General features: G+C 35.1%; 16 protein-coding genes, 5 tRNA genes and 1 pseudogene. 18 read left to right on the top strand and 4 right to left on the bottom strand.

The annotated features are described in order from the left end of the window. The first annotated feature begins 140 nt into the window (after positions 1–140). Positions 141–875, top strand: a complete 735-nt coding sequence (locus IKS50_RS06360; protein WP_292847106.1) for a peptidylprolyl isomerase — start codon at positions 141–143, stop codon at positions 873–875. An 8-nt stretch (positions 876–883) separates the two neighbouring features. On the opposite strand, the gene IKS50_RS06355 is transcribed toward IKS50_RS06360, so the two are convergent. Continuing rightward, positions 884–1,375, bottom strand: a complete 492-nt coding sequence (locus tag IKS50_RS06355; RefSeq protein WP_292847103.1) for a fumarate hydratase C-terminal domain-containing protein — start codon at positions 1,373–1,375, stop codon at positions 884–886. Positions 1,376–1,509: 134 nt separating this feature from the next. On the opposite strand from IKS50_RS06355, the gene IKS50_RS06350 reads away from it, so the two are divergent. From IKS50_RS06350 to sucC, 5 genes are read left to right on the top strand one after another with little or no spacing between them, the layout of a single operon-like run. After that, complete coding sequence (locus tag IKS50_RS06350) at positions 1,510–1,770, top strand: ferredoxin family protein (RefSeq protein WP_292847100.1); 261 nt, start codon at positions 1,510–1,512, stop codon at positions 1,768–1,770. A gap of 9 nt (positions 1,771–1,779) precedes the next feature. Then, the gene (locus IKS50_RS06345; protein ID WP_292847097.1) at positions 1,780–2,910 is read left to right on the top strand and encodes a 2-oxoacid:acceptor oxidoreductase subunit alpha; all 1,131 of its coding nucleotides are present in this window, start codon (positions 1,780–1,782) and stop codon (positions 2,908–2,910) included. A gap of 1 nt (position 2,911) precedes the next feature. After that, entirely contained in the window at positions 2,912–3,772 is an 861-nt protein-coding gene (locus IKS50_RS06340; RefSeq protein ID WP_292847094.1) for a thiamine pyrophosphate-dependent enzyme, read from the top strand. A 9-nt stretch (positions 3,773–3,781) separates the two neighbouring features. Beyond that, positions 3,782–4,330 (top strand): 2-oxoacid:ferredoxin oxidoreductase subunit gamma, encoded by a 549-nt coding sequence (locus tag IKS50_RS06335; protein ID WP_292847091.1) that lies wholly within the window; start codon positions 3,782–3,784, stop codon positions 4,328–4,330. Between the two features lie 8 nt (positions 4,331–4,338). Continuing rightward, a complete protein-coding gene (gene sucC, locus IKS50_RS06330) occupies positions 4,339–5,457 on the top strand; it encodes an ADP-forming succinate--CoA ligase subunit beta (RefSeq protein WP_292847088.1) in 1,119 nt (372 codons plus the stop codon). A 56-nt stretch (positions 5,458–5,513) separates the two neighbouring features. Here the strand turns inward: sucC and twy1 are convergent, their stop codons facing one another. Next, complete coding sequence (gene twy1, locus IKS50_RS06325) at positions 5,514–6,431, bottom strand: 4-demethylwyosine synthase TYW1 (RefSeq protein ID WP_292847085.1); 918 nt, start codon at positions 6,429–6,431, stop codon at positions 5,514–5,516. Positions 6,432–6,572: 141 nt separating this feature from the next. On the opposite strand from twy1, the gene tpiA reads away from it, so the two are divergent. Both tpiA and IKS50_RS06315 read left to right on the top strand, forming a co-directional pair. Then, a complete protein-coding gene (tpiA, locus tag IKS50_RS06320) occupies positions 6,573–7,241 on the top strand; it encodes a triose-phosphate isomerase (RefSeq protein WP_292847082.1) in 669 nt (222 codons plus the stop codon). 9 nt (positions 7,242–7,250) lie between these two features. Further along, the gene (locus IKS50_RS06315; protein ID WP_292847079.1) at positions 7,251–8,468 is read left to right on the top strand and encodes a phosphoglycerate kinase; all 1,218 of its coding nucleotides are present in this window, start codon (positions 7,251–7,253) and stop codon (positions 8,466–8,468) included. On the opposite strand, the gene thiE is transcribed toward IKS50_RS06315, so the two are convergent. Continuing rightward, positions 8,465–9,085, bottom strand: coding sequence for a thiamine phosphate synthase (thiE, locus tag IKS50_RS06310; RefSeq protein ID WP_292847076.1), 621 nt, complete (start codon positions 9,083–9,085; stop codon positions 8,465–8,467). The two genes, IKS50_RS06315 and thiE, sit on opposite strands and share 4 nt — an antisense overlap. Continuing rightward, complete coding sequence (gene thiM / locus IKS50_RS06305) at positions 9,082–9,948, bottom strand: hydroxyethylthiazole kinase (RefSeq protein ID WP_292847073.1); 867 nt, start codon at positions 9,946–9,948, stop codon at positions 9,082–9,084. Before thiM ends, thiE begins: the two co-directional genes overlap by 4 nt. 117 nt (positions 9,949–10,065) lie before the next feature. Between thiM and IKS50_RS06300 the strand changes: the two genes are divergently transcribed. The 10 genes and pseudogenes from IKS50_RS06300 to IKS50_RS06260 all read left to right on the top strand — a co-directional run bounded on the left by IKS50_RS06300 (position 10,066) and on the right by IKS50_RS06260 (position 18,624). After that, a tRNA-Thr gene (locus IKS50_RS06300) sits at positions 10,066–10,139 on the top strand. Positions 10,140–10,256: 117 nt separating this feature from the next. Beyond that, positions 10,257–10,331: transfer RNA gene (locus IKS50_RS06295), tRNA-Pro, on the top strand. A gap of 5 nt (positions 10,332–10,336) precedes the next feature. Then, positions 10,337–10,410, top strand: a tRNA-Tyr gene (locus tag IKS50_RS06290). Positions 10,411–10,532: 122 nt separating this feature from the next. Beyond that, a tRNA-Asp gene (locus IKS50_RS06285) sits at positions 10,533–10,604 on the top strand. 29 nt (positions 10,605–10,633) lie between these two features. Beyond that, positions 10,634–10,707 (top strand) — tRNA-Lys (locus IKS50_RS06280). Positions 10,708–10,750: 43 nt separating this feature from the next. Further along, positions 10,751–10,984 (top strand): DNA-directed RNA polymerase subunit H, encoded by a 234-nt coding sequence (locus tag IKS50_RS06275; RefSeq protein ID WP_292847070.1) that lies wholly within the window; start codon positions 10,751–10,753, stop codon positions 10,982–10,984. Between the two features lie 248 nt (positions 10,985–11,232). After that, the gene (locus tag IKS50_RS06270; protein WP_292847067.1) at positions 11,233–12,777 is read left to right on the top strand and encodes a DNA-directed RNA polymerase subunit B''; all 1,545 of its coding nucleotides are present in this window, start codon (positions 11,233–11,235) and stop codon (positions 12,775–12,777) included. A gap of 11 nt (positions 12,778–12,788) precedes the next feature. Continuing rightward, a complete protein-coding gene (gene rpoB, locus IKS50_RS06265; protein WP_366664937.1) occupies positions 12,789–15,152 on the top strand; it encodes a DNA-directed RNA polymerase subunit B in 2,364 nt (787 codons plus the stop codon). A 70-nt stretch (positions 15,153–15,222) separates the two neighbouring features. After that, positions 15,223–15,753, top strand: a pseudogene (locus IKS50_RS09145) (hypothetical protein); the annotation flags it as partial. Positions 15,754–15,792: 39 nt separating this feature from the next. Next, a complete protein-coding gene (locus IKS50_RS06260) occupies positions 15,793–18,624 on the top strand; it encodes a DNA-directed RNA polymerase subunit A' (RefSeq protein WP_394357527.1) in 2,832 nt (943 codons plus the stop codon). The last annotated feature ends 4 nt before the right edge of the window (positions 18,625–18,628 follow it).

Raw genomic sequence — 18,628 nt, 5'->3', positions numbered from 1 at the left:
TTTTTTAATTTTTTCACTTTTCATAAAAATGTTGCATCAGATTATTTTTAAACAAAACTTTATTAACTATTGATTATCATATTAATTAATGTTATATTTATTAACAAATTATTTAATCAAAATTATTAGGAGCGAATATTATGGCTATAGATAACGGAGATTTTGTTAGAGTAAACTTTACTGGTAAAATAAAAGAAACTGAAGACGTATTTGATACTACTTATGATGAAGTTGCACAAGAAGCAGGAATTTTTGAAGAAAAGAAAACCTACAAACCAATCCCTATCGTTGTAGGAGGAAACCACTTATTGCCTGCTATCGAAGAAGCAATCATCGGATTAGAAGAAGGAGACAAAAAAACTATTGAAGTGGATTCCGAAAATGCTTTCGGTCCTAGAAATCCTTCTTTAATTCAATTAGTGCCTATGAAAGAATTCAAAAAACAAGGCATGACTCCATTCCCAGGTATGAAAATCCAATCTGAAGGAGCAACAGGTAAAATCTTAACTGTTAACGGTGGAAGGGTAAAAGTTGATTTCAACCATGAATTAGCAGGAAAAGACTTAGTTTATGATGTTGAAGTAACTGAAATCATTCAAGATGAAGAAGAAAAAATCAAAAGTATGATTGAGTTACACTACTCCAATCCTAATGTCGACATTGATAAAACCGAAATCGACATCGAAGACGGCGTTGCAAACATCAAATTAGATGAAATGTCCAAATTCGATCAACAATCTTACATGGACATTACCTTCGCAAGATTCAGAATCGCTAAAGACATTTGGGACAACATCGATGAAATTACCAAAGTTAATTTCGTAGATGCTTTCGAGAAAAAAGAAGAAACCGAAGATGAAGAAGACGAAGAATAAGTCTTCTCTTAAATTCTTTTTTTATCCTGGACTGCTACAATTCCAGGAATACCTTTTACTTTCAGTTCATACATGGCTTCCATGCCCTCATTTTTAAACAAAACGCATTTTTTTTCACAAACTTTACTTGTAAGCAATGCCGCAACTGGAGGAGTTATTACAAAAATAGAATTGTTTTGAGCCAGTGCATCGACAGTTGCATCACTCAACCTTCCCTTTCCAATGTGAATTTTAACACCTGCCTTGCTTAATGGTCCAATTGATGATTCTATTTCCACTTTACTGCTTGTTGTCGGTGCAATTCCCGCATCACTGAATGCGGTGTGCATTATGACTGCTCCTTCCAAATCAATAGGGACTTTATCTTTTTTAATCAATTCAACAAGCTGTGGAAGTGCCGCGTCACGGCCGGTATAGATTGTTCCAGAAATAGTGATTTGGTCGCCAACTTTGAGGGCAGCGATTTCATCATCACTAATTGGAGTAGTTAAATCTTTCATAATAATTATTTTATTTTAATTTTTAATAAATTTTTTAATTTGTCATGATTTTTCATAAGATATTTAAATGTTTATTAACATACATATGTCATGTTCTATATTTATTCATTATAAATATATGAGGAGATTTTAAATTGATTATTATTGATGAAAATTTGTGTAAAGGATGTCATCTTTGCTTATTCATGTGTTATAAGAATGTATATGCAATATCTCCTGATGTAAATAAAAAAGGAGTCCAATTACCCTTTGTAAAATTTGAAGAAAGGTGTACAAAATGCGGTACTTGTGAAGTTGCATGTCCAGACCAAGCAATTACAGTTGATTTACCAGAAAATTGGTGGATGAATGAAGATGTTAACTTTAATCCGTTATTCACAAGGCATAAAAAGTAGGTGTATAAAATGGCTGAAGAATTATTTATTCAAGGAAATGAAGCATGTGCTAAAGGGGCAATAGCTGCAGGTTGCAGGTTCTTTGCCGGTTATCCTATCACTCCATCTACAGAAGTTGCAGAAACTTTAGCTCGTGAATTACCAAAAGTTGGAGGTTCATTTGTTCAAATGGAAGATGAAATTGCATCTGCTGGAGCTATTATTGGCGGTTCTTGGGGAGGAACCAAATCAATGACAGCAACTTCCGGTCCGGGCATTTCATTGATGCAAGAAAATATTGGTTATGCATTCATGACAGAAACTCCAATTGTCATTGTCGATGTTCAAAGAGGTTCTCCTTCAACAGCTCAGCCAACAATGGCTTCACAATCAGATATGATGCAAGCACGTTGGGGATCTCACGGGGATTATGAGCCAATTGCATTATCTCCATCAAGCGTTCAGGAATTTTTCGATTTCACAATAAAGGCATTTAATTTGTCAGAAGAATACAGAGTTCCTGTTTTGGTTATGGCAGATGAAGTTATTGGACATATGAGAGAAAAAATCGTAATTGACGATGATATTGAAATTGTTGCAAGAAAAAGGCCTGAAAAAACCGATGATTATTTGCCATTTGAAAATATTGAAAACGGAACAACTCCGATGCCGGCATTTGGTGATGGGTTTAATATTCATGTAACTGGTCTAACTCATGATGAAAGGGGTTATCCTGATACAAACACTCCTGAAACTCATCATAAGCTTGTTAAAAGGATTTGTGACAAGGTTTTAAATAATAAAGATAAAATATGCTCTGTAAGGTCTGAAAATTGTGAAGACGCAGACATTATCATTGTTTCTTATGGAGCTCCGGTCAGATCTGCTGTTGAAGCTGTGAATAAGGCAAGAGAAAATAATCAAAAAATAGGTTATGTTAAAATCGATACTCCATGGCCATTCCCTGATGAACAATTAAAGGAAATTACTAAGAATGCCAGTGATGTGCTTGTTGTAGAGATGAATTTAGGTCAAATGTATTATGAAGTTGACCGTGTTCTTAAAAAGGATACTAATGTTCATTTGATGGGAGTAATTGGAGGATTATTGCCAACTCCTGATGAAATTTTAGATGAAATTAACAAGATTGGAGGAAACTAAAATGTCAGAAAATAAAAATAGATTTCTCCCATATTTAAGAGAAGATAGATTGCCTCATATTTTCTGTCCAGGTTGCGGAAACGGTGCAATTATCAATGCATTTTTAGCAGCTATGGAAAAAGCGGATATGGATTTTGAGAATATTGCAATGGTTTCTGGAATTGGTTGTTCTTCAAGAATTCCAGGTTATTTAAAATGCGATTCTCTTCATACAACTCATGGAAGGGCATTAAGTTTTGCTACTGGTTTAAAAACTGCCAATAAAGATTTGGATGTGGTAGTATTTACCGGTGATGGGGATGCGGCTTCTATTGGAGGTAATCATTTAATTCATGCAGCTAGAAGAAACATTAATCTAACTGTAATATGTATCAATAATAATATTTATGGTATGACTGGAGGTCAAATCAGTCCTACTTCTCCTAAAGGCAGTTTTGGAACAACTGCACCTTACGGTAATCTGGATGCTCCATTTAAATTGGCTGAACTTGCAGCGGCCGCAGGCGCAAGCTATTCTGCAAGATGGTCAACAGTTCAAATGGAAAATTTAGTATTGTCTATTAAAGCCGGACTAGAAAATGATGGATTTTCATTTATTGAAGTTGCCACACAATGTCCAACTTATTATGGCCGTAAAAATAAACTTAGAACTCCTACTGCAATGGCTGCAGTAATGAAAGCAAATTCTGTATATAAATCTGCTGCAGATAGGATGAGCGCAAAAGAACTTGAAGGCAAAATTGTAGTTGGTGAATTCGCCAATGTTTCAAAAGACGAATTTACTAATAACCTTGAAAAGATTAGTGTGGAAAAATCTGGTAAGAAAACTCTTATCAATTCTGCATATTCAACAGAATTGTAGGTGGATAATATGAGAACTGAAATTAGAATTTGTGGATTTGGAGGTCAAGGAATAATTCTTGCAGGAATTATATTAGGTAAAGCTGCAAGTCTTTTTGATGAAAAAGAAGCGGTCCAAACCCAATCTTATGGTCCGGAAGCTCGTGGAGGAGCTTCCAAATGTGAAGTTGTTATTAGCGACACTAAAGTTGACTATCCTAAAGTTCAAAGTCCAGATATTTTAATTGCAATGTCAAATGAGGCATTAATTAAATATATTGTGGATTTAAAAGATGAGGGAACTTTAATTGTTGATCCGGGAACAACTGATGTTGAAGATGTAAGGGATTTTATTGATGAACATAATATTAAGGTTTATGAAGCTCCTGCAACAAAAACCGCTACTGATGAAATTGGACTCAAAATTGTAGCGAATATTGTTATGGTCGGAGCTATCACAAAAATTACTGAAGTAATATCCAAAGAAGCAGCAATGAAAGCTATTGAAGCTAGTGTTCCTAAAGGAACAGAAGAGAAGAACATTTCTGCTTTCGAAGCGGGTTATGCTTTAGTTGAATAGGTGTTAATATGAGATTATTTGAAAACGTAGCGAAAACAATTTTTCATGATGAAGGAATTCCAATTTTAGAAGGTCACGTCGCAAATTATCCTGAAGAGGCAATGGCCATTTCTTCAGAGATGGGGGTGCCTGTTGTTATCAAAGCACAAGTTTTGACTGGTGGAAGAGGTAAGGCAGGAGGCGTTAAATTCGCAGACAACCCTGGTGAAGCATTAAAAGTTTCTGAAGAAATTTTGGGAATGGAAATTAAAGGTGAAAAAGTAAAACATTTATTAGTTGAAGAAAAAGCAGAAATCTTGCATGAATTTTTTGTAACCGTTTCTGTTGACAGAGGCGCTAGAAGACCTGTCATTATTGCAAGTAAAGAAGGCGGAATTGAAATTGAAAATTTGGCTAAAACCAATCCTGAAAAGATTATCAAATATTATCCAAATCCTTTACTTGAATTTTTACCTTATGAGGCACGTGAAGTTGCACGCAAGATGGAAGTGCCATCCGAGCTAATTTCTCCAATGGGAGATATTATTTGGAAGTTATATAATGTATTTATCAAATACGATGCGGACACCGCTGAAATCAACCCATTAGTTTTAACTCCAAAAGGATTAATTGCCGCTGATGCAAAAATGGTTGTTGAAAATGATTCATTGTTCAGACATCAGGATTTGGTCGACAAACTCCATTATAAAAAGAAAGCAGTGGACTTTGTTCAATTGGATGGAGATATTGCTGTTATTGGTAATGGTGCAGGTTTAACATTGACTGCAATGGACATGATTAAACTAAATGGCGGAGAACCGGCAACATTCCTGGATATCGGTGGTGGAGCTTCAGAACAAATTATCAAACAAGCCTTAAGCATAGTTTTAAACTATGATCCTGTTAAAGTGGTATTCTTAAACGTTCTAGGAGGTATTACTAAAGCGGACGATGTCGCTCGTGGAGTAATCAAGGCTTTAGAACAAGTCGACCGTAAAGTGCCTGTCGTTATTAGATTGACTGGTACCAATGAAAAAGAGGGTCAAAGACTTTTAGAAGAAGCGGGAATTCCATTTGAAACCTCAATGGAAAAGGCTGCTCTCAAAGCTGTTCAACTTTGTGAAGAATTGAAAGCAGAAGGCAAATAACTTTTGCCATATAAAAACTCAATTAACACTAAAGAGTTAGATGCATCTGAAAGTTCTTATTCGAGCAGGACAACTCGACTAACTTCAGATTCATTTACTAATTCTTTACCACATGCATCACCAATTTTTGTGGCGAAATCTTTAATTTCATCAAAAGTAGGCATATTGTCCAAAGTTAACCTTTCACGGGATGACCCAACACACATATATGCTTTCACTTCAACGTAATCTGGGTCTGCTTTTTTTATTAATTTTGCATAACCTTCAGGGTTTTCCATATTCTTTCCTTTAACGCAGGTATTTCGTATACATGTACGTGAGTCGAAACTGGCTAATGTTTCAAGTGATTCATTTAAATTGCTCCAAGCCCCATTTATTCTAGGCCTGCAGACATCCTTGAATATTTTCTCATCAGGTGCATCCAAGGAAAGATATAGTTGATATGGATCGTTTTCTAGATTGCGTAATCTGTCGACGCATTGCCCATTGCTAACGACAAATGTTGTAAAGTCTCGGCGATTGAATTCACCAATCAACTCATCGATTTTCGGATAGAGAGTAGGCTCTCCTGCAAGGGATATTGCTGCATTATTCGGGTTTTTCATCTCTTCCAGTTTCTTTTTGTTTGCCTTGTCATTTCCATAAAAGCCGCACAGTAAGTTATTCTGAGCTTTGATGGCCTCGTCGACTATGACTTTAGGTTCGTCATATTCCTCATCTTCCCAAGTGGTCTGTGTGTATGTCAAATCCCTCCAGCAGAACTCACATTCCTGCTGGCAGTTAGGTACAGCAGGAGACATCTGAAGACATCTGTGGGACTGAATACCATAGAATTTTTCTTTATAACATACTCCTTTATCAGATATGCTCTGGCGAGTCCAGTGGCAGGTTTTAACAGCCGCATGACCATGTTTGCCGACGAATCTATATCCGCTTTTTTCTAGTTTTTCGATTTGGCTTTTATTGAATGACATAAAATCAGATTTATTTTTAACTTTGATACTATATACATTTTTACACAGCAGGATATTTTATCAAAAAGTGGATTTTATAATCAAAAATTTATTTAATAATGTCTTATATATATTTAATCAAAAAGTTATTGTGGGATTATTATGGACACTCCAATTGTAATATTGAACTATAAAACTTATTTGGAATCAAGTGGTTTAAATGCTCTAGAACTTGCACATGACTTACAAAGTGCTGCCAGCGAATCTGGAATTACTATGGTTGCAGCTCCTCAAGCGGCAGACATTTATAGGATTAGTGAAGAAACTTCAATCCCTATCTTTGCTCAACACATTGATGCAATATCTCCCGGCGGACACACCGGCTCCAACTTGATTAATACATTAATTGAAGCGGGAATTAGCGGAACTTTAATAAACCATTCTGAAAACAGAATGAAACTTGCAGATATTGCTGAAGTAGTAAAATTATGTAAGGAAAATGAAATCGAATCATGTGTATGCACTAATAATATAGAAACTTCAAAAGCGATTGCAGCTTTAAATCCTGTTGCAGTAGCTGTTGAACCTCCTGAACTTATAGGTACAGGTATTCCAGTATCACAAGCACAACCTGAAGTCGTTGAAGACACTGTTAAAGAAGTTAAAGCAATCAACAAAAATGTCAAAGTATTGTGCGGTGCAGGTATTACAACTGGTGAGGATATGAAAGCAGCTATGGATTTAGGTGCAGACGGAGTACTGCTTGCATCTGGAATTATCAAAGCTGAAAACCCTAAAGATGCTTTACTTGATTTAGTAAGTAAATTATAGAGTGAGAAAATGGTTAAAGAATTTAATACAATCGATGATTTCGATGTTGAAGGTAAAACCGTTCTTGTAAGAATTGATATTAACGCTCCTGTAGATCCGAGTTCTGGAATCATTTTAGATGATACCAGATTAAAATTACATGCTCAAACAGTTAAAGAGTTGTCAAATAAAGGTGCAAAGGTAGTATTGCTTGCTCACCAGTCTCGTCCGGGTAAAAAGGATTTCACAACATTGTCTCAACATGCTGATGCTCTATCAGACATTCTAAACTTAAGGGTCAAGTATATTGATTCATTATTTTCTAATGCTGCAAAAGATGCAATCAAATCTTTAAAGCCTCATGAAATTCTTTTACTTGAAAATGCAAGATTTTTCTCTGAAGAAACTCTTTCAAGAACTCCTTTAGAACAATCAAAAACACTACTTGTAAGACATTTGTCCCCATTAATTGATTATTTTGTCAATGATGCATTTGCAGCAGCTCATAGGTCTCAAGCATCATTAGTCGGTTTTACGGTTAACACTCCTTCTGCTGCCGGAAGAGTAATGGAAAAAGAATTAACCGTAATTCAAGATGCACTTGATAATGTCAATCATCCTTGTGTGTTTTTACTTGGCGGAATGAAACCTGAAGATTCTATTGACGTTATGGAGAATGTTTTAAGTAATGGAACAGCAGATTCAGTTTTAACAACAGGTATTGTTGGAAATATTGTGTTATGGGCATCTGGTGCTGATATTGGTCAAGTTAACAAGGATTTCATTATTAGCAAAGGATATGAGAGTATGGTCGCCAGATCTAAAGAATTAATTGATAAATTTGGTGATAAAGTAAAGTATCCTATTGATGTGGCTTGTGAAATTGATGGAAAAAGAGTTGATATTGATAGCAATGAAATTCCTAATGAAGCTATCTTTGACATTGGTGAAAAAACTATTTCACTTTATGCACAAGAAATCAGAAATGCTAAATATATTTTTGCTAATGGTCCTGCAGGTGTATTTGAAGACCCTAAATTTGCAATGGGTACGGAAGATTTAATTAATGCTATGGCAAACTCTGAAGGTTTTACATTAATTGGTGGAGGACACATAGCTGCGGCTACAGCCGGTCTTGGCTTAGAGGAGCATATGAGTCACTTAAGCAGTGGTGGCGGAGCTTGTATTAGTATGCTCGCAGGTAAAAAATTAGCAGCAGTAGAAGCTTTAAAAAATAGTAAAAGTTAGTTATTAAATATATTTAATAACTTTTCTGAAGATTTTTTAGGATTATCTGAGCTCATTATTGCACTTACAACAGACAGTCCTGCGATTCCAGTATCACTTAATTCATGAGCATTTTCTAGTGTTATTCCTCCAATAGCTACTACTGGAATATTAATAGAATCCACAATTTCTTTCAAATCTTTTTTAGTTATTTTTGGTGCATCATCTTTTGTTGCGGTTGGAAATATTGCTCCAGACCCAATGTAGTCTGCACCATCTTTTTCAGCTTTTTTTGCTTCATCTATTGTGGCGGCTGAGACTCCTACAATTTTGTCAGGACCGACTAGTTTTCTTGTAACATCACAAGGCATGTCGGATTGGCCAACATGGACGCCGTCAGCATCAATCGCAAGAGCAACATCAACTCTATCATTTATAATTAAAGGCACGTTATATTTTGTAGTTATTTTTTTGACTTTTAAAGCTAAATTATAAAAGTCAAGAGTATCTGCAGTTTTTTCTCTAATTTGAACTACGCTGACTCCACCTTTAATTCCTTCTTCAATTGTCTTTAAAAATTTTTCTACATCATCACTTTTATCTGTGACAAGGTAGAGGGATAAATCTAAGTTTTTCATAATATCTTAATGTTTGATTCGTTTATTAAAGTTTCACTATCGGTTTTGTAGAGATAATCAATTAAATATGTTCTAAATGAACCGGTTCCTTCATCTCTTTCATCAACTTTAGCTCTTGCTTTTTCACCAGCTATGTCCATTGCTAAAATTGCTACAAGGCTGCCATCTAATGGATTTGACCCTCCAACACAGCTTCCAACAATAGATGATAACATACAGCCACTTCCTGTGATTAAAGGCATCATATCATCTCCGTTATTGATTGCCACTGTTGTTGTACCGTCACTTAATATGTCGATTGGGCCACTGGCTAAAATTACGGTATTTAATTTTTTGGCAAGTGTGCAAATCAAATCTCCATTTGCTTTTAAGTTTTCTTCGGTAATTATATCATCAATATTAACATCAACGCCTTTTGCAACATTGCTTTCATCTAAAACGCCCACTAATTTAGCAATTGCTTTAATTTCACTTATGTTTCCTCTTATTGTTGTGATATCATAATTTTCAATTAAGTCCAGTGTTGTTTTGTTTCTGAGTTCAGTTACTCCAACACCTACAGGATCTAAAACAATAGGAGTATTTGTTTTGTTTGCAGTTTCGCAGCTGATTTTCATGGATTCAATTTGGTCTTTACTTAATTTTCCAATATTGATGACAAGCACATCGGCTATTGTCACTACTTCTTCAAGTTCTTCAGCATCTTCCGCCATAAATGGGGAACCACCTATTGCAAGAACCGCATTTGCACAATCGTTTATTGTCACTGAATTTGTTATACAGTGGGTTAATGCATTTTTTTCTTTTATGTTTCTTAAAGTGTCATCTATTTTATCGAGTAATAGAGCTTCATTATTTGTCATGATTATTAATTATAATTTTTTTATTATTTAAATTTTTTATGAAAAAATTGCATTTTATAGTAAAGTATTTAAATGATTTTTAATATAATTTATATTGTTCTACAATATTGATATACTGCCTCGGTGGCTCAGTCTGGTAGAGCGCGAGACTTGTAATCTCGTGGTCGCGGGTTCAATTCCCGTCCGGGGCTTCTTTATCTATAATTAAAATTTTCGATTTTTTATTATTTTATAGGAATTATAGAAATGTTTATATAGTTGTAGAATTATACTTTTATTAGTATGTTATCTGCATGCATTTTGTGTGTGGGTCCGTAGGGTAGCTTGGTCGATCCTTTGGGCTTTGGGAGCCTGAGACTCCGGTTCAAATCCGGGCGGACCCATTTTGCCCGCCTTAGCTCAATTTGGCAGAGCGTTGGACTGTAGATCCAAATGTTGCTGGTTCAAGTCCGGCAGGCGGGATTTTTCAATTTATTTATTTGGAGTCATATACAATTTTTTCGAAAATAAGTGATTTTTCCATAACATTTATATATGATGAAAATTAGATTAATTGATAGTGTATAATTACTGTTTACCGATATGCCCTGGTGGTGTAGGGGCTATCATGTGGGCCTGTCGAGCCCGCGACTCGGGTTCAAATCCCGGCCAGGGCGCTCATATCAAAATAGTAGTTAAGTCATATAGGCCTGTAGCTCAGTCTGGCAGAGCGCTTGGCTTTTAACCAAGCGGCCGCGGGTTCAATTCCCGTCAGGCCTGTTTCTAATTTTATATTTTAACTTTTTTATTTGGAGGACAAAATTTGAAAATCGATATTCAAAACCATATGCTTGTACCAAAGCATGAAATCATGACTGAAGAAGAAATTTCAGAAGAATTTAGTGAAGTTGATTATGATTTTAAAAATCTTCCCAAAATTAAATCTAAAGATCCGGTTGTTAAAGCTATAGGCGCTGAACCTGGTAATGTCTTAAGAATAACTCGTGAAAGTCAAACTGCTGGGGAATTTGTAACTTATAGGATTGTAGAAGATTAAATGTTTTTAATATAATATTAGAGTGTGAAATTTAATATATTATAAAATTTCTGTATTTTTTGTTTTTTTAGAAATTCATTATAATAAATTTAGAACTTAGTTTGAGAGGAATTATCTATAGGAGATAGTTATGAGTAAATTAAGAATAATGATTAAATGAATTTAGTTAATATTAGGTTAATCCTAATTACATTTTATTTTTATTTAGTTAATTATTTTTATAGCGTACGTAATGCTGGAGGATATCCATGACAGAGAATAATTGGAAATTAGTTGATGCATTTTTTGATAAATATGATTTAGTGGATCATCATATCAAATCCTACAATGATTTTGTGAATAATAGAATTCAGAATATCATTGATATTACTGAGCCTATCACTTTAGAAGATGGTAAATACACTTTAAAAACTGGTAAAGTACGTATTGAAAAGCCATCTAATAAGGAAGCTGACGGTTCACGCAGTGAAATTGATCCAACTGAAGCAAGACTTAGAAACTTAAATTATTCAGCAGACATGTATCTTGAAATGGCTTTAAATGAAGAAGGCGAAGACAATGAATTGGAAGAAGTATATATCGGTGAATTGCCGGTAATGCTCAAATCCGACATTTGCCATCTCAATGGTCTTAGTGCTGAAGAATTGATTGAGAAGAATGAAGACCCTCAAGACTTAGGAGGATACTTTATTGTGAACGGTTCCGAAAGGGCAGTTGTTACAATGGAAGAAATCGCTCCGAACAAAATCATTCTTGAACGTCTTGACAAACCTGAAGACAGACATGCAAAAGCTGTTGTTACTTCCATTAAAAGTGGTTTCAGAGCTAGAATTACTTTAGAGTATAAAAAACCACGTAAAAATGGTGTATTTTTAAGAATTTCATTCCCTTACCTTCCTGGTGAAATTCCATTAGTTATCTTATTAAGAGCCCTTGGATTATCTACAGATGAAGAAATTATTACAGCAATTTCTGACGATAATAATTTCCAAATGATGATTGCGGATGATTTACAAGTCTCTTCCGAAGCATTGAAATTAGACCAAAATGAAATGGATGGAATGACCTTTGAGGAAAGAAGAGAATACTTGCAACTTGCAGCTGTAAAATACATTGGTAACAAAGTAGCTAGAAACATGCCTAATGATTATCGTTTAAAAAGAGCTCGTGATGTTGTAAACCGTTATTTATTACCTCACATGGGTACTGAAGAAGAAAGATGTTATGATAAAGCTATTTACTTAGCTGAAATGACTGAAATGTTATTAGAAGTTATCGAAGGAAAAAGAGAACCTCACGATAAGGACCATTACACTAACAAAAGACTCAGAGTTTCTGGAGATTTAATGGAAGATTTATTCAGAGTTGCTTTTACAAATTTAACCAGAGATATGAGTTATCAACTTGAAAGAAGCCTTTCTCGTGGTAAAGAACTTTCAATTAAACAGGCAGTTCGTAGTGATGTTTTAACTGAAAACATCAAACATGCAATCGCTACCGGAAACTGGGTTGGTGGAAGAGCTGGTGTAAGCCAACTTTTAGATAGGACAAGTTACATGGGAACCCTTTCCCACTTAAGACGTGTTGTATCTCCATTAACAAGAAGTCAACCTCACTTCGAAGCAAGAGATTTGCACCCAACTCAATTTGGAAAAATTTGTCCAAACGAAACACCAGAAGGACCTAACTGTGGTTTGGTAAAGAACTTAGCTTTATTATGTAATATTTCAGAAGGTTCTGATGAACAAGAAATTATTGATGTTATTGAAAGAATGGATGTTGAGTTGATTTAAAGGGAGGTGAGATGTTGTCAAAGAATATTAAAAAACCTACTACTGAAGAGAGAAAAGCATTTCATTACTTTGGTTTTGATGCAATAGTTCCATTTAAGGATGTTGCCGGCAGAATTGAAGAATTGAAAGAAAACTTTGGTCATGATGATAAATTAGCAGAAAGAATTCATGAACATGCAGAACATATTGAAGCATATTTTGAAGATCCTGAATTGAGAAATGACCATTCAATATTCAAAGGATTCAATAAAGATAAACGTAGACAAAAATGGCAATCTTATAAAAAGGATTTCAAAGGCTTCGAGTTTTCAGTTGAAGTCAGTGAAGAAGAAGTTGTTGAACCTGCTGCTGATGAGGAAATTGTTGATGCAGTTGCTCCAACTGATGTTGAAGAAGCTGAAGAAGTTCCTGTTGAAGAAGTTTCAGAAGAGGAAGAAGTTGTTGAAGAACAACCTGAAGAAGAAACTTCCGAAGATGAAGATGAAGAAGAAATTGAAGATGACGAAATCGAACCGGTCCCTATTGAAGAAGAAGTTGTTCCTCAAAGACCAGTTAGATTTGAACCAAAACCTAATCAAACTAAAATTTACATTAATGGGGAACTTTTAGGATACTGTGAAAACCCAGTTGAATTCACTCAGGAAATGAGAGAAAAAAGAAGAAATGGCGAAATCTCTCATGAAATGAATATTACTTATTATGAAGATAATAATGAAATTTATATATTCAATGACCCTGGTAGAGCTAGAAGACCATTAATTATTGTTAAAGACGGAGTTCCTCTTTTAAAAGAAGAACATTTAAACAAAATTGCTAATGGTAAACTCAAATGGGATGATTTAATTGAAAAAGGTCTCATTGAATACTTAGATGCTGAAGAAGAAGAAAATTCATACATTTCAATGAGCTTAGCTGAGTTAAATGAAGACCACACTCACTTAGAAATCGATCCGGCAACCATGCTTGGTATCTGTGCAGGTATTATTCCATTCTCAGACCATAACTCTTCCCCAAGGAACACAATGGAAGCGGGTATGACAAAACAAGCATTAGGATTATATGTTTCTAACTATGCATTACGTACTGATACTAGGGCACACTTGTTACATCATCCTCAAACCCCTATTGTTAAAACACGTATTATTGATTCAACTAATTATGACTTAAGACCATCTGGTCAAAACTTTGTTGTAGCATTAATGTCTTATGAAGGATACAACATGGAAGACGCAATGGTTATCAACAAAGGATCTCTTGAAAGAGGTTTAGCCAGATCTTCTTTCTTTAGGTCTTATGATACATCAGAAAAAATGTATGCCGGTGGTTTATCCGATAACTTCGAAGTTCCTGATAAAAACGTTAAAGGATACAGGTCTGAAGAAGTTTACAGAAACTTGGATGAAGACGGTGTTGTCAATCCGGAATCCTATGTTGAATCTGGAGATGTGTTAATAGGTAAAACTTCACCACCAAGATTCTTGGAAGAAAACTTAGGAACCATTGCAGATAAAAGAAGAGAAACCTCAGTAACTGTAAGACACGGTGAAAAAGGTATTGTTGACGCAGTTCTTTTATCAGAAACTGTTGAAGGTTCAAGATTAGCTAAAATCAGAGTAAGAGATACCAGACAACCTGAGTTTGGTGATAAATTCGCATCAAGACACGGTCAGAAAGGGGTTGTTGGTTTAATATTATCTCCTGAAGATGTTCCATTCACAGAATTTGGTGTGGTACCTGATTTAATAGTTAATCCTCACGCTATTCCATCTAGGATGTCTATTGGTCAAGTATTGGAAATGGTTGCAGGTAAAGCAGGTTGTCTTGAAGGAAAACGTGTAGATGCAACTCCATTTAACCAAACACTTGAAGACGAAATCAAACAACAACTCATCGATAATGGATTCGAATCAGCAGGATGTGAATCATTATACAGTGGTGTGACAGGTGAAAGAATCGATGCCGAAATTTTCGTTGGTGTTGCTTATTACCAAAAATTACATCACATGACTACTGATAAAGTTTATGCTCGTTCAAGAGGTCCAGTACAAGTGCTTACACGTCAACCTACCGAAGGTAGAGCACGTGAAGGTGGATTAAGATTCGGAGAAATGGAAAGAGATTGTCTCATTGCACATGGTGCAGCATTAACCTTAAAAGAAAGACTTCTTGACGAATCTGACAAATATGATGCAATTGTTTGTGAAAACTGTGGAATGTTAGCAGTATATGATAAGAATAAAAATAAAAAATACTGCCCAATCTGTGGAGATGTAGAAACATATCCAGTAGAAATTTCATACGCATTTAAATTATTATTAGACGAACTTAAGAGTTTATGTATTTTCCCTAAATTAGTTTTAGGAGACAAAGCATAATTACAGTTTTAAAGGAGCCAATACATTGAAAGGATTTATTAAAAAAATTGAACAAATCAACTTTGGGCTAATGTCTCCTGAAGATATTCGTGACATGTCTGTTGTAACTGTTGAAACTCCTGACACATATGAGGATGATGGTTTCCCTATTGAAAAAGGTTTGATGGATCCTCGTTTAGGAGTTATTGATCCAAGTTTAGTCTGTAGGACTTGTGGTTTTAGAGGTGGAGATTGTCAAGGACATTTCGGTAGTATTGAACTTGCAAGGCCGGTTATTCACATTGGTTTTGGTGATGTAATTCACAAGATTTTACGTTCAACTTGTAATGAATGCGGTCGTGTTCTTTTAACTGATGAACAAATTGAAAAGTTCACTACTAAAATCAACGAATCTAAAAATGGTAAAGAAAACATTTCTAATATTTTAAAAGAATTGTATAATGCTACTAAAAACTTGGAAATGAAAGAAGATAAGCAAGAGGAAATAGTTAAAAAAGTATGGAATGATTATTTCCCTGACGGTGTCGATGATTTGGATTATTCAAGAATTGAAACTATTCTAGTTAGTGTTTCAAAACAATTATTCACAGATGCATATATAGCTGGTGAAGATTCTCCTAGAACTTACATTGATGCTAAAATGTTATGTCCTCATTGTAAGAAAAACTCTTCATTAGATAATATTGAAAACACATTTGAAAATGTCGAATCAAAAGCAATTCAAAGTGACATCGATTATATTTTCAACTTTAACAAAATTATTTCATCAAAAAATTCCGAATTAAACAAGGAACTTGACAGAATTCTTAAAAGACTCAAAAAGTTATTCAAATCAACTCTTGATGATGAATCCCCTGATGAAGATATGGGTCCATTCACTAACTTTGAATCAACCATTTCTGATTTGAGAAAAGAGATTTCTGAGTCTAAAGATGTAGAAAATTCAATTTCCATTTATAAAAAAGCATTAGGCAAATTTGATGATAATCTTCTTAAAAAATTAAATATCTCAGAGAATGATGAAAACAGTAAAGATTTCAACAAATACATTGAATCTGTTGAAGATGCTAATTTAATTCCTGATGAAATTCTGGAATCACTTGAAGAAGATAAGGCTAGACAAGTAAGAACCGAAACTAGAAATTACATCAAAGCATATCTTCAAAAATTAATTCAAGAACCAATTAAATTAGACAAACCTGTTACTATTCGTCAAGGAGATTATAAATTAACCGCTTCTGAAGTTCGTGAAAGACTTGAAAGAATCACTGATGAGGATTCATATGTCTTAGGTGTTAACCCTGAAGTAGCAAGGCCAGAATGGTTAGTGTTAACTGTTTTACCAGTACCTCCAGTAACTGTAAGACCATCAATTACTTTAGACACTGGTGAACGTTCAGAAGACGATTTAACTCACAAATTAGTTGATATTTTACGTATTAATCAAAGATTACTTGAAAACATGGAAGCTGGAGCTCCTCAATTAATCGTTGAAGACTTATGGGAATTATTACAATACCATGTAACAACCTACTTTGATAATGAAGCAAGTGGTGTTCCACCTGCAAGACACAGGTCCGGAAGACCATTGAAAACATTAACTCAAAGGCTTAAAGGTAAGGAAGGACGTTTCAGATCCAATTTATCAGGTAAACGTGTAAACTTCTCAGCACGTACTGTTATTTCTCCAGACCCAAACATCAGTATTAATGAGGTCGGAGTTCCAGAAATGATTGCAAAAGAAGTAACCGTACCAGTATATGTAAACGAATGGAACATCGAAGAAATGAAGAAATACATTAAAAACGGTTCCAATATTCACCCTGGTGCAAACTATGTAATCAGAAAAGATGGAAGAAAAATCAGAATACGTAATGAAGAAACTATTGAATTAGTATTAGAACAATTAGAACCAGGTTTCATAGTCGAAAGACACTTAAAAGATGGAGACATGGTTTTATTCAATCGTCAACCTTCCTTACACAGAATGAGTATGATGGCACACGAAGTAAGAGTTTTACCATATAAAACTTTCAGATTAAACTTATGTGTTTGCCCTCCATACAATGCGGATTTCGACGGGGACGAAATGAACATGCACGTATTCCAAACTGACGAATCAAGAGCAGAAGCTAAATCATTAATGCGTGTACAAGAACATATCTTATCTCCAAGGTTCGGAGGACCAATTATTGGTGCTATTCACGACCACATTAGTGGAGCATACTTATTAACTCGTGATGGGGTTGAATTTACAGAAGAACAAGCTTTACAAATTATCAGAAAATCCCACTTGAAATTACCTGAATTCAAAAGAGGGCAATGGGTTTTAAAAACTGATTTAGATTTAAAACCAGGTATGGAAGCCCCAGCAGATATTGAAAAATCATATATCTATAAAGATGAAGGTGCAATGTGGACTGGTAAAGAATTGTTCTCATTATTATTACCAAATGATTTGAACTTATCTTATACTGCTGAAATTTCTAAATGTCCTGTGGTATACCCTCAAGAGGATGCAACCGTTGTAATTAAGAACGGTATTCTTGAGCAAGGGGTAATTGATGAATCCGCTTACGGTTCATTCTCAGGTAAAATTTTAGATAAGATAGTTAAGGAATACGGTCCAGGAAGAGCAAAAGAATTCTTAGACAGAGCTACTGACTTAGCAATCTGCGGAATCATGAAAACAGGAATCACCACTTCATTAAACGATGAGGAAATTCCTCAAGAAGCTCAAGACCGTATTAACGAGCACTTAGATAAGAAAATGGCAGAAGTAGATAAACTTGTAGAATCTTACGAAGAAGGATATCTCCAAGCTTTACCGGGCAGAAGTCTTGAAGAGACTTTAGAGATGAAAATCATGCAAGTACTCGGGGAAGCTAGGGACATGTCCGGTAGCATTGCTGAAAACTACCTAACTATGGGTAAACAATCAGATGATGACCCATACGACCATGTAATGGCAGTTGAAAACCACTCTGTAGTAATGGCACGTACCGGTGCAAGAGCATCCATGCTGAACCTTACTCAGATTACTGCTTGTGTAGGACAACAAGCAGTTAGGGGTGGACGTATCGAAAGAGGATACCTAAACCGTACATTACCTCACTTCAAAAAAGGTGAGTTAGGGGCAAAAGCGAAAGGATTTGTACACTCAAGTTACAAATCAGGTCTTGACCCAATCGAATTCTTCTTCCACGCAATGGGAGGAAGAGAAGGTCTTGTAGATACAGCGATACGTACCGCACAATCCGGTTACATGCAAAGAAGACTCGTAAACGCTCTACAAGATTTACAAGTTAAACCATCTGGACTTGTTACTGATAATCAAGGTAATGTTATCCAAACTATGTTTGGAGAGGATGGAGTAGATCCAGCTAAATCTGACTTCGGTAAACCAGCTGACTTAAGTAAACTTATAGATGAAATAAGAATGGAAGAAAAGTTAACTCAGGAAGGTAAGTAGGTGT

This window comes from Methanobrevibacter sp. (genome assembly GCF_017539065.1).
Lineage (GTDB): Archaea > Methanobacteriota > Methanobacteria > Methanobacteriales > Methanobacteriaceae > Methanocatella.
The sequence above is the reverse complement of the archived record's forward strand: the minus strand, read 5'-3'. Positions and strand labels throughout refer to the sequence as shown.

Coding starts and splice junctions, on each gene's coding strand:
- IKS50_RS06360 (WP_292847106.1), top strand. CDS start 141: ATGGCTATAGATAACGGAGATTTTGTTAGAGTAAACTTTACTGGTAAA.
- IKS50_RS06355 (WP_292847103.1), bottom strand. CDS start 1,375: ATGAAAGATTTAACTACTCCAATTAGTGATGATGAAATCGCTGCCCTC.
- IKS50_RS06345 (WP_292847097.1), top strand. CDS start 1,780: ATGGCTGAAGAATTATTTATTCAAGGAAATGAAGCATGTGCTAAAGGG.
- IKS50_RS06340 (WP_292847094.1), top strand. CDS start 2,912: ATGTCAGAAAATAAAAATAGATTTCTCCCATATTTAAGAGAAGATAGA.
- IKS50_RS06335 (WP_292847091.1), top strand. CDS start 3,782: ATGAGAACTGAAATTAGAATTTGTGGATTTGGAGGTCAAGGAATAATT.
- sucC (WP_292847088.1), top strand. CDS start 4,339: ATGAGATTATTTGAAAACGTAGCGAAAACAATTTTTCATGATGAAGGA.
- twy1 (WP_292847085.1), bottom strand. CDS start 6,431: ATGTCATTCAATAAAAGCCAAATCGAAAAACTAGAAAAAAGCGGATAT.
- tpiA (WP_292847082.1), top strand. CDS start 6,573: ATGGACACTCCAATTGTAATATTGAACTATAAAACTTATTTGGAATCA.
- IKS50_RS06315 (WP_292847079.1), top strand. CDS start 7,251: ATGGTTAAAGAATTTAATACAATCGATGATTTCGATGTTGAAGGTAAA.
- thiE (WP_292847076.1), bottom strand. CDS start 9,085: ATGAAAAACTTAGATTTATCCCTCTACCTTGTCACAGATAAAAGTGAT.
- thiM (WP_292847073.1), bottom strand. CDS start 9,948: ATGACAAATAATGAAGCTCTATTACTCGATAAAATAGATGACACTTTA.
- IKS50_RS06270 (WP_292847067.1), top strand. CDS start 11,233: ATGACAGAGAATAATTGGAAATTAGTTGATGCATTTTTTGATAAATAT.
- rpoB (WP_366664937.1), top strand. CDS start 12,789: ATGTTGTCAAAGAATATTAAAAAACCTACTACTGAAGAGAGAAAAGCA.
- IKS50_RS06260 (WP_394357527.1), top strand. CDS start 15,793: ATGTTATGTCCTCATTGTAAGAAAAACTCTTCATTAGATAATATTGAA.